The organism is Gracilibacillus salitolerans, from assembly GCF_009650095.1.
In the GTDB taxonomy this organism is placed as follows: Bacteria; Bacillota; Bacilli; order Bacillales; family Amphibacillaceae; genus Gracilibacillus; species Gracilibacillus salitolerans.
This window is the reverse complement of the sequence record NZ_CP045915.1, coordinates 3,773,777-3,785,745: the sequence shown is the minus strand read 5'-3', so window position 1 is coordinate 3,785,745 and position 11,969 is coordinate 3,773,777. Positions and strand designations below refer to the sequence as shown.

At 36.6% G+C, this 11,969-nt stretch carries 8 protein-coding genes and 1 pseudogene; 7 read left to right on the top strand and 2 right to left on the bottom strand.

What is annotated here, in order from left to right; genetic code table 11:
• The first annotated feature begins 170 nt into the window (after nt 1-170).
• Both GI584_RS18175 and GI584_RS24095 read left to right on the top strand, forming a co-directional pair.
• Nucleotides 171-629, top strand: coding sequence for a YehR family lipoprotein (locus GI584_RS18175; protein WP_157801834.1), 459 nt, complete (start codon nt 171-173; stop codon nt 627-629).
• A gap of 285 nt (nt 630-914) precedes the next feature.
• Nucleotides 915-1,109 (top strand): annotated as a pseudogene (locus GI584_RS24095) (carboxypeptidase); the annotation flags it as partial.
• Between the two features lie 99 nt (nt 1,110-1,208).
• Here GI584_RS24095 and GI584_RS18170 read toward each other — a convergent pair.
• Together GI584_RS18170 and GI584_RS18165 are read right to left on the bottom strand one after the other, a co-directional pair.
• Complete coding sequence (locus GI584_RS18170) at nt 1,209-1,412, bottom strand: helix-turn-helix domain-containing protein (RefSeq protein WP_100359373.1); 204 nt, start codon at nt 1,410-1,412, stop codon at nt 1,209-1,211.
• Between the two features lie 13 nt (nt 1,413-1,425).
• Nucleotides 1,426-1,998, bottom strand: a complete 573-nt coding sequence (locus GI584_RS18165; protein ID WP_153792100.1) for a DUF2975 domain-containing protein — start codon at nt 1,996-1,998, stop codon at nt 1,426-1,428.
• Between the two features lie 143 nt (nt 1,999-2,141).
• Here GI584_RS18165 and GI584_RS18160 point away from each other — a divergent pair, with 143 nt between their 5' ends.
• From GI584_RS18160 to pelA, 5 genes are all read left to right on the top strand, one after another.
• Nucleotides 2,142-3,317, top strand: coding sequence for a DUF418 domain-containing protein (locus tag GI584_RS18160; protein WP_100359375.1), 1,176 nt, complete (start codon nt 2,142-2,144; stop codon nt 3,315-3,317).
• On the top strand, nt 3,314-3,796 hold the full coding sequence (locus GI584_RS18155; protein WP_153792099.1) for a PH domain-containing protein: 483 nt from the start codon (nt 3,314-3,316) through the stop codon (nt 3,794-3,796). The genes GI584_RS18160 and GI584_RS18155 overlap by 4 nt, the downstream gene beginning before the upstream one ends.
• Nucleotides 3,793-5,304 carry a PH domain-containing protein gene (locus GI584_RS18150; RefSeq protein ID WP_153792098.1) on the top strand — a complete coding sequence of 504 codons (1,512 nt, stop codon included), beginning with the start codon at nt 3,793-3,795 and terminating at the stop codon, nt 5,302-5,304. The genes GI584_RS18155 and GI584_RS18150 overlap by 4 nt, the downstream gene beginning before the upstream one ends.
• Nucleotides 5,305-5,436: 132 nt before the next feature.
• Complete coding sequence (locus GI584_RS18145) at nt 5,437-6,297, top strand: AraC family transcriptional regulator (RefSeq protein WP_194842032.1); 861 nt, start codon at nt 5,437-5,439, stop codon at nt 6,295-6,297.
• A gap of 62 nt (nt 6,298-6,359) precedes the next feature.
• Nucleotides 6,360-11,960, top strand: coding sequence for a pectate lyase (gene pelA / locus GI584_RS24090; protein WP_228552270.1), 5,601 nt, complete (start codon nt 6,360-6,362; stop codon nt 11,958-11,960).
• The last annotated feature ends 9 nt before the right edge of the window (nt 11,961-11,969 follow it).

Sequence of the window (11,969 nt, the reverse complement as noted above, 5' to 3'; positions counted from 1 at the left end):
TTCTCTGTTGTTTTAAGCCACGGAAAAGCATAAAAGTTATTCTAAACCATAAGAACAGGAAAATCCCCTAAAAATGGTATGGAAATTATTGCTATATGTAGACGTTCTGAGTATTATGGTATATATGTGTGTAATATTTTACCAAACATTAAATGAGAGGAAGAGAACAAATGAAAAAATGGCTGATGTTTTGTCTTACACTACTTATCGTTATTACACTAACTGCTTGTAGTCCCGATGATAAAGGAGAAACGGTAACACTTCTACTAGAAAAAGGTGGGTCTACATCTAAAATTGTTTATTCTGCGGAAGGTGACAAGGTTATTGAACAAACGTCGGAAAATGTTCTAACTTATGATACACTAGGTGTATCTAACCAAGAAGAAGCCGAAGCCGTTCTAGGAAAGTTTGTTATAGATTATGAAGGGATAGAAGGTGTATCACATAACATTGAATATCATGATGATCAAGTAATTGAGTCAACAAAAGTAAACTTTGAAAAAGCAGACCCTGATCAGATTGCAGAATTAACAGGTGCTATAACAGAAGGAAATACTGGCAATGGTGTCAGTCTAGAAAAGTCGATTGAAGTGCTAGAAAGTCAAGGTTATGAAGTTGTAACAGAATAAAAAATGTTTAATGAATGCTCAATATGGATAAATTTTAATGATCGACATATTTCTTTATCATACGATGGAGTTGAATGAATTAGAAGAAATGGAAAAAAGAAAGCAAAAAAAGGACTAATCCGCTCACGATATAATACGTGCTTTTAAGTATTTTTGATCAAACTTTATTTTTAGCTACAAGATCATGTTAATTGGTTGGAACGTGTAATTATCATTGATTTGGGAAAATCAAAAAAGAGGGGCATGACGTGGCACGCCACATTATACCCATGTGTATACTCGTTGTTGAGCTATGAGTTGCGCGGAATGTCAGATCATTATAATCCTGGGTCAGCCCTTGGGCAGAAGAGTAATGGATATTTGAAGAAGCAAACGGTACTTACCTTGGAGGCCACAACTACAGCAATTGCCGATGGATCTATTGAAACAATAGATACTAGTTTTGGGGATACGCTGCCGACTCAAACTAGCAGACCTTAATTTTAAAATTACCCTGTTTTATAAAAAAGATGATTCCTGTTATTAAAAGGGGAATCATCTTTTTTTACTTTAAGGAAATAATCCATACAACAGAAAGGATTACTCATCTATATATTCCAATAAATCACCTGGTTGACATTCTAGTGCTTTACATAAAGCATCTAACGTACTGAAACGAATGGCTTTGCCTTTTTCGTTTTTGAGTATAGAAAGGTTAGCGGGGGTAATCTTCACTTTATCTGATAATTCATTTAAAGACATTTTTCGTTCTGCCATGATCACATCTAATCTTATTCTAATCATTGAATCGCCCACTTTAAATTGTATATTTATTCTCTTCCACTGCTTTAACAGCAACCTTTAATGCAGCCCCAATTAAAAGGAAAGCAATACCACTAATAATCGTATCAATGTATGACAAATTGGAAAATTCAATTGAAGCATTGGTGATGTTTAATCCTTCAATGGTTTTATCAAAAATTAGACCATCGATATAAAAGAAAATAGTTCCTAAACTGAGAATCAATATTCCAATTCTATAAAAAAGATTGACATTCTCTTTCATGAATAAACTATTTTTATATACATTTTGAAACAGCTTATCTACCATTCGTAAAATACCTAAAACCAGTATAAACAACGAGACTTCGCTAATAAAAGATAATATTCTAAGGTCAGCTTGCATAAAGATATCAGGCTGTCTTTCAAATTCAATGGTTAAATAACTATAAATGGGTTCGAAATTGCCGAAGGACGCTGCGAAACTGGAATTCGGGAAAAATATGTATGCAATATGATATAAAACACCATATAAAGCAATAGGAATGATCAGGATGAATAAAACCCGGCATATCAAGTACGCCACTTTAAATAAAAGTTTACTATTCATGATACTCACCTCGAATTTTAGGATATATCATTTATTATACAATAAAATTTTATCGAAAAACAATAAAAATTCATTGAAATTACAAAAAGACTTCGATATAGTTGAATGAGAAAATATGGATTAGAATAAAAGGAGTTAGAAGAATGATTAATTCACAGAGGATTTCACTGATTGATGCTATAAGAGGGTTTAGTTTATTAGGAATTTTACTAGCCAATCTACTAATCTTTCAGTATGGCATATATGGAAAAGATGAAATTACCTTTTTTCATTTAACGCCATTTGATATGTTTGGCTATCATATTATCCATATATTGATTGAAGGCTCATTCATGCCGATCTTTGCTTTCATTTTTGGATATTCCCTAGTATTAATGGTGAACAAATTAGAAGATAGGGGTTTACCAATAAAAAGGTATTTGTTTCGAAGGTTTATTATGTTGATGGTTTTCGGTATCTTACATAGCTATTTTTTGTGGGAAGGCGATATCTTATTAGCTTACGGATTAATAGGGATTCTACTATTGTTCTTTGTAAAACGGAAGGTTAAAACCATTTTTATCTGGTTTATTATTTTTTTTGGACTGTTGTTTCTAGGTAGTTTTGCGGGCAGTTCAGAAGATGGATTTGAGCTTTATAGTGAATCTACTATAAACAGTTACTTGAATGAGACATTACCTATTTATCAAAGTGGGACCTACCATGAAATAACGCAACATCGTAATAATAAAGATCCGTTAGATCTAGGAGATACCGAAGCTTTATTCTTTTTATTGATAACTCCAGTCGTATTGCTGCCGATTTTTCTGTTTGGAATATATGCAGGCAAAAAAGAATGGCTTCAACATTTTGAAATAAATAAAGAACGATATAAACAAGCCTTTCTCTATCTGATACCGATTGGTTTATTGTTGAAGATCACACCTTATTTCTCAGAAATGATCGCTTTTAGTGAGGTTGGGGGAATTGTTTTGGCTGTAGGGTATATTTTCTTGTTTGCCTATTTGTATGTGGTTTATCAAAAGAATGTAATCGTTTATGCGTTTGAACAGGTCGGGAAACTATCACTTACTAATTATATCCTACAGACGGTAATCTGTACTTTTATTTTTTATGGCTATGGGATAGGATTATTTGCTCGTTTGGGAGTGTGGTTTGCTATTTTTCTAGGCATTGCCATTTTCATATTACAAGTGTTTTTTAGTATATGGTATATGGCCCGCTTTAAACAAGGTCCGCTAGAAAGGCTGTTGAAAATAGTAGTTTATCTTTCGTTCAAGTCCAAACCGAAAATGAAAACAAAGGATGTTGCAGTGTGAATGAATTAGAACATCGTTTATCATCTAAGTTTCCTAAAGCCCGAATAATATCTGAAACGATCAGTAATATCATTGGATTTATCGTGTTGGCAGTATTATTTTGGTTAGGTTATTACTTTGACTGGCCAGCGTGGGCTAACTGGATATTGATAGGTCTTCTCCTAATTGCTGTTGTTGGTACTATCTGGTCGTTCATTGAGCCTCATTATCTCTATCGAAGTTGGCGTTATCAGATAGATATTGAATATCTTCAATTAAGATATGGTGTATTAACAAAAGAATGGGTTACCGTTCCAATGTCCAAAATTCAATCTGTATCTACTAGCCAAGGACCCATTATGCGGGCATATCAGATGCGTTCGATTAAAGTCGAGACAATGGGGTCTTCACACGTTATTCCTGCCTTAGAAGAACAAGTGGCTCTAGAATTACGTGCGAGAATTGCTGAACTTGCTAAGCTAAAGGAAGTGGATGAATGATGAGATATCATCCTTTAATTATCTTATATCGAATTTATCAATTGATAAAAAATGGTTTAATACTAGGGATTCTATTATTTGTTGTGAAAAGAGATTCTGATTTTTGGTTGTTAGAATATGGTCGTTATGTATTTATTGTCGGTGTTTTGTTACGGGTGATTTATATTGTGGGTAGTTGGTTTGTAGAAACGTATGAATGGGAGGAGCGCACCTTTCAGATCAAGAAAGGTCTTTTTGTCAAACATACAAGCACGATTCCTTTTTCAAAAATTCAAAATGTAACAAGACATACTACTCTTTTTCACAAACTATTTGGTCTGACGTCCCTTACATTTGAAACAGCGATGGATGGTGATGACGATGCAATTACCTTTCAAGTGGTGTCGAAACAACATGCTGCCTTTTTATTGGAATTAGTCAATGTAGAGGAAAGTCAAGTGCCCAAGCTGGAAAAGAAAGAACAAGATCAACACGAGGAAGAAGTGAATGAAGCTGAAAATAAAGTGGAAACAGATCATGTTATACATTTTGAGCCTACCAATCAGGATTTGCTCAAAGCAAGCTTTACTTCTTTGAGTTTTTTAGCGATTATACCGATTGTAACGGGGATGTATGATTTTATCGAGCCGTTATTACCTGATTCGGATCAATATCAAGGTGTATTATATCAAATCATTAATAGCAGATGGTTGATTATCATGTTAAGTATCATTGCGGTTGTAATTGCGATAATCATTGGTATTGTCAGAACATTTTCTCGCTATGGGAAATATCGCATTTCATCTAGTGCTACCCATATTTACATTGAGAGAGGTTTATTAGATGAGACACACTTTGCAATAGAAAAACAAAGAATACAAGGGTTGGAAATCGAGCAAAAATTACTAAAACGCATTTTCGGATTAGCGGAAGTGAAGCTAATCAGTTCTGCCAGTCCTCAATCAGAAGATTATGCAGTTAGTGTTAATTCGTTATATCCTTTTCTGCCGATTAAACGAGCCTATCAATTAATGGAAGCACTATTACCAGACTACCATGTAGAGGAATCTATGAATCGATTAACAAAGACTTCTTTATATATGAAATTAATAAAACCGAGTTGGTTTTGGATAGTGGTAACTGCTGGTCTATTTTATTTCAAGCCAACTATTTTTCAAATCGATGCAGCGTGGTGGTTATTGTCACTGCTTTTATTACTGATCGTTATTGCGAATAGAATTCTAGATTATCTCCATACAAAATATTTGATCTCGGATGACCAATTACAATGGTGGCATGGTGGCTTAACTAGTAGAATGTTTATTACTAAAAGGAGACGTGTCATCGAAATGAGTTATTCGCAATCGATACTACAGAGAATTTTCAAGCTCGTTTCTATTTCAACGATGAATCGTTCTACACCTACGCGAATCGAAACAATCAATGATGTACCGCTGGATTTTGCCCAGACCTTTCAGCATTGGTATCTGCAAAGACAGAAAGACACATCCTATCAAGAGAATGGCTAGACATAATTTCTGGCCATTCCACCTATAGCAATATAGGAATATTATTTCAACAATATTTCATTATTGGAGATTGGGAAAACTATGCTATAATACAAAATGAAAACGTTTTCTATACATAACGGAGGTGATTGGGTGTTAATAGAAAAACTAGAATCAGAGAAAAAACAAGTAGACGTGCCTGCATTCACCATCCAACATAAAGTGGATAATAAGACACCAAAAGACTTTCACTCCCATCCAGGATATGAAGTCGTGTGGGTGAGAAGTGGGGAAGCACAGTTTATTTTTGAAGAAAAAGTGTTTCATTTAAAGAAAGGTCATGTACTTTTGTTTAACAGTTCAGAGTTGCATAAAGTGAGATTACCAGATAATCAGGCATATGACCGAGTGATGATCATGTTTACTGATCATTTATTTTGCTATGAACAGCCTATTTTTCAAGAATTTAAGCACTTATTAAATCAACAGCCTACATCACATTGCTTTTTGGAGATAGAAGAACGAGGGTATGAAGATTTTTACCATATTATTCGTCAACTATTACAAGAAGAGATGTCTCCGGATAAATGGCAGCATCAACATGCATTAATTCTTTATGTATCAGAATTACTACTTTTTTTCAGTCGAGCAATACATACTTCAATAGATCGAACTTTCCATATTTCGGATTCCAATCCGGTGCTTACACAAGAAAGAATTTTAAAGGAGATTAATAGAATTTGGCATACCAACTGGCAATTAGAGGATCTTGCAGAAAAGTTGCACTTTAATAAGTATTACTTGTGTCACTTTTTTAAAAAAGAGTTTGGTATGACGATTCATCATTATATATTGCAAAGAAGAATGTATGAAGCGAAGAAATTATTGATGGAAACGAACATGCCTATTGCAGAAATAGCTTCCCGAATTGGTTTTTCAACAGCATCTAACTTTATTAGATGCTTTAAGAAATATCACCATGTAACACCTAAGCAATTTCGTAATCAAGCATAACTGGGAAGGAGGGAAACTATACTGTTTTTATCTTAACTATTTAAGAGAAGGGAGATTATCTAATGAATGGTAAACGAGCAGTCAACGTATTTCTCATTTTTATCTTACTGTTTACTACTATTTTTTCTACGATGCCAGTGACACTGGTAAAAGCTGAGTCAGATTTTAACAACGTTGTTATTTTTGAAGAAGATTTTAATGATGATGAAACGGGGCAAACGCCAGCAAATCTCGATGTATCTGAAGATGGTGGAGCAGTTACTGTGGAAGAATTACCTGATGCAGATAATAAAAGTGTATACCTGAATGACACAAGTGAAAGTGACGATGTGTCAATCTCTAAATCAATGGAGGACTTGGACAATCAGGTAACAATCGAAATGAAATTTATGCAACCAGAGTATACAAGTTCAACAAAGGTGATGCGCCTTAAAGGTGACGGTACCTCTGTCATTATCGAAACAAATGATGGCTATATCGGTTATCGAAACAGCGATAATTCCTATGAGAATTTAGTAGAAGTGCAAGAAAATGAATGGTACGACCTAAAAATTGAAGTAGATTTAACAGGAAAAACAGTCGATGCTTATGTCAATGATGAGTTAAAAGTAGAAGGGGCAGCATTTTACGAGGATGCATCCAAAATCAATTATATGGAATCATTTACTCCTGGAAGTAAAGCATTGGGACATTATATCGATGATCTTCGTATTTCACAATTAGAGGAAGTAGAACTACCACCAGAAAAACCTGAAGCTGATTTTGTTTTTGAAACAGACTTCAATGATGATGTTGTCGGAGAGGCACCATCAGATCTAACAGTCTCAGAAAGTGGAGGAACCGTAACCGTAGCAGATGTACCGTCTGAAGAAAATAAAAGTGTTTTCCTTGATGATACAAGTGATGCTACAAATGTTATTTTAAGCAAATCGGTGGAAGACCTTGGTGGTGTAGCGACATTTGAAATGTTATTTATGCAGCCAAACTATACTAGCTCAACCAAAGTCATGAGAATTAAAGGTGACAGTACACCGGTTATTATTGAAACAAAAGATGGTTTCATTACGTATCGTACAGGTGATAATTATCATCAGTTAGTGGAAGTAGAAGAAGAGACGTGGTATAAAGTAACGGTTGAAATTAACTTAGACGAGCAGCATGCCAATGTCTATATTGATGATGAGTTAGTGCATGAAGAAGCCCCTCTTAATCAATCGGCAGAAAAAGTTAATTTTGTGGAAAGTTTCACTCCTAACAGTGGAACTGATGGACACTATATTGACGATTTGAAAATTTCAGGTAGTCTTTATCAGGAGCCAGAAGAAGAAGAGCCACAGGAACCGGAAGAACCAGCAGAACCTGTTGGTGAATATATTTATGAAGCAGAAGAGGCAAATTTGAACGATGCGATTATTGATAACAAGCACGCTGGTTTTACCGGTACAGGCTTTGTTGATTATGTTCCGAATGCTCCAGGTGGCTGGATTGAATGGGTAGTGGATGTACCTGCAGATGGTGAGTATACATTAGATTTTCGATATGCTCATGGTGGTACGGACCTTCGCCCTGCAAAAGTTGAAGTTAATGGTGAGGTCGTAGAAGAAGAATTACCTTTTGATCCAACTGGTGATTGGACAGCATGGGAATACACTTCAACAAAAGCACAATTAACAGAAGGTGAGAATGTTATTCGCGCAACTGGAGTTGGTTCAAGTGGTGGAGCGAACATTGACCACTTAAGCGTTTTAATGGAGTATGATGAAATTTATGAAGCAGAAGATGCGGAGTTAGAAGAAGACACGGTGATAATTGATAATAAACATGCCGGATTTACCGGAGATGGTTTTATCGATTACAGCCCTAACGCGCCTGGAAGCTGGGTTGAGTGGACTGTCAACGTTCCTGTGGAAGGAGAGTATTTCATAGACTTCCGCTATGGACATGGTGGTACAGATCAACGCCCAGCAGAAATTAAAGTCAATGGTGAAGTAGTAGAAGAAGAACTTGCTTTTGACCCGACTGGTGATTGGGCAAATTGGGAGTATACATCTACGAAAGCTCAGCTTGTAGCTGGTGAAAATACCATTCGAGCTACCGGAGTAGGCCCAAGCGGTGGAGCAAATATTGACCACCTGCGTGTGCATAATAAATCTGATGCTGGTAATGATAGCCCGGTTGAAGTTGATCCCGCTGAACTCGAAGAAGTGGTTAGTGGTGTCGAATTGAAAAAGTTGAAAGAATTAGGCATCGTAGTTGATGAACTTCCGTCGAATGAAGAAGCGATTACAAGAATTGAATTTTTTTCTTTAGTGAATCAAGCTTTAGGCTATGTGCATGAGGAACAGTTCAAAGGCCTGACTAAGAAGGAAACTGTTTGGGAAACGTCAACTGAAGAGTGGTATTCCTATGTGCTTGAAACTGCTGAGGCGTTAGGCTATGCAGATCACTTAGTAAGTGATAGTAAGGTGAATCCGGATGAGACAATTACAGGTGAAGAAGCAGTACAAATTATAGAAGCAGTTTCTGAACAAACAGCTGAGTCTTCAAGTGAAACATTATCTTGGGGCGAAGCAAGAGATTTAGCAGCATTATTAGAAGCAGAGAATGCAAGTGAATCAGTCGCAATTGCTGGTGTACATGCTGTTTCAAACAATTTAGCTGTAGTAACATTAAACGGATACTTTGAAGAATTTTCGTATACTGACCTTGAGGTAGTTGTTCCGACAAGAAGGTTGGAATTGTTAGCACCAGGTTTTGCGAAGCTGAATATTGATAAGGCAGCTAAGGCAACCAATAAATTTGGTCAAACCGTTATCGTGATGCACAGTTTAGACGAATGGAATGAGTATGCCGAGTACCCAGTCGAATTTGAGGAAACAAGATTCTCCGGTAATTTAGATTCTGCTATAGAAGAAGCAGATAATCTATTAACCTGGCAAATGGAACACGGTGGTTGGACGAAAAACTGGCCACACATTTATACTCGCCCATGGGATGGAGAAGAATCACGATCAGAGTGGGTAAATGATGGCGTGGAATTGGGCACGATCGATAATGATGCGACCATTTCAGAGCTTCAGTTTTTAGCAGAGGTGTATCAGGAAACAAAAGATCCAAAATATAAAGAAAGTATTGAAAAAGGTTTGGATTTCCTATTCAAGCTGCAGTATGAAACAGGTGGTTTTGCACAGGTTTATCCGGAAAGAGGTAACTACTCTGACTATGTAACCTTCAATGATGAAGCGATGATTAATGTATTAGAATTATTGGATTTAATTGCAGAACAACGTTATCCATTTGATGATGATCTGATCAGTGAAGAGTACGTTACAAAATCGAAGGAATCAATAGATTTAGGGGTTGAATATATTTTAAACGCCCAGATAGAAGTAGATGGTAAATTAACTGCTTGGTGTGCACAGCATGATCCGTATACGTATGAACCAAGAGAGGCGCGTTCATATGAACATCCATCTATTTCAGGATCAGAGTCAGTCGGAATTATTCGTTATTTAATGACTCGTCCAGAGACTGAGGAAGTTAATGAAGCCGTATTGGCGGCGTTAGAATGGTTTGACGAAGTAAAATTAGAAAATACAAGATATGTCAGCGGTGATCCTAATAATGAATATTTTGTAGAAGATCCGAATTCCACTGCATGGTACCGTTTCTACGATTTAGAAACAAATGAACCGATTTTCTCTGGCCGTGACGGTGTGATTAAACGTGACATTATGGAAATAGAAGCCGAGAGAAGAGACGGTTATTCCTGGGGAGGTCACTGGGCAACTCAGCTATTAGAAATCATGCAAACGACCGGTGATTATACCGACAAAGTATTTGTTCAAGTAATAGGTACCAACTCTGTTGATGTAAATGATAGGACATTAGCTCAAGGTGATATAAAAATATTGGAAGGGCAAACCAAGCAAATGAATGATATTGAAAGTCATTTAGTTGTTGCACAGGATGGTTCAGGCGATTATGAAACCGTTCAAGCTGCTATTGACGCTGTTCCTGAAAATAATCATAATCCTGTTACCATTTTTGTGAAAGATGGTACGTATAAAGAAGTTGTCACCATTCCAACGAATAAGCCGTTTATTACATTGTTAGGTGAAAGTAAAAACGACACGGTTATTACGTATGATAATTATGCTGGTCGTGATAATGGTGTAGGTGGAACGCTTGGAACAAGTGGCAGTGCCAGTGTTTATTTACGAGCAGATGATCTCCGTGTCGAAAATTTAACATTAGAAAATTCATTTGATGAAAGTGCTGATGTAGAAGGGCAACAAGCTGTAGCAGTCTATGCTAGCGGTGATCGTCAATATTTCAATGATGTCCGTTTTATCGGGAATCAAGATACGTTATATACTCATTCTGGTACCCAATATTATGGGGATGTCTATATTGAAGGGGATGTTGACTTCATTTTTGGAGGGGCACGTATCGTCATAGAAGACTCCATTATTCATTCATTGGATAGAGGATCAGACTCTAACAACGGATATGTGACGGCAGCCAGTACGTTACTTTCAGATGAATACGGCATGTTATTTATCGATAGTAAATTCACAAGTGATGCGCCTGCAGAAACAGTATATTTAGGAAGACCATGGCCTGCTGGTGGAAATCCAGATGCAATTGGAAGTGTTGTCATCATGGAAAGTAAATTAGGTGAGCATATCAAACCAGAAGGCTGGACATCGATGAGTGGCTTACAACCAGAGGATGCACGTTTGTATGAATATAAAAATGAGGGACCAGGGGCTGTAATAAATGATTCACGCCGCCAATTAACAGATGAACAGGCTGCCGACTGGACTGTACAAAATGTATTAAAAGGCTGGGATCCATATGCATTAGATCCTATAGAAGAACCAGGTAAAGACCCAGATGAGGATTCAGATAAAGAACCGGGTGATGGGTCTGAAGAAGAGCCTGGTAAAAAACCAGAAAAGCCAGAAGGAGAGGATCCAGGAGATGATGAAGAATCTCCTGGAGATGGATCTGAACAAGATAGTGATGGCGATGGCGAAGGAACAGAAACCCCTGATGGTGAAAATGAGGATAACAATGAATCAGGTAATGAAACGAAAGAAATGGAAGTTGTAGTAGGTGAAGAAATAGAAGTAGTTGCAGATATAGTAATCTCTATTGCTGGTTCACCGACTAAAGTTATTTTACCGAGCGACTTACCGGAAGGGACTACTTTAGTTGTCGAAAAAGCACAGCCTCAAAACTTAGAGGAGCTTAAAGTTGCAGGTGATGTATACACTTTCGAATTTACTTTCCCTGAAGGTTTTGAAGATTATACTGGTGAATTCCAATTAATCATGGGCTATGACGAAAATGCGGAAAATGTAGCGATTTATTATTATAATGAAGCAACAAATAACTGGGAGCTTATTGGTGGTGACGTTAGCGATGGTGTCGTAACTACAACAGTTGACCACTTCTCAACTTATGGTGTATTAGCTGCTGATGATGAAGACCAAGGCCAAGCTGTAGCTGCTGGTGGAAAATCAAATGGCGGTATTGGTTTACCAGACACTGCAACTAATATTTTTAATTGGTTGTTAGCAAGTGGATTATTGTTAGTATTAGGGATCGGATTATTAGTGATTGTTAGAAAAAGAAATCCAAAAATGGTACAATAATTAACAATA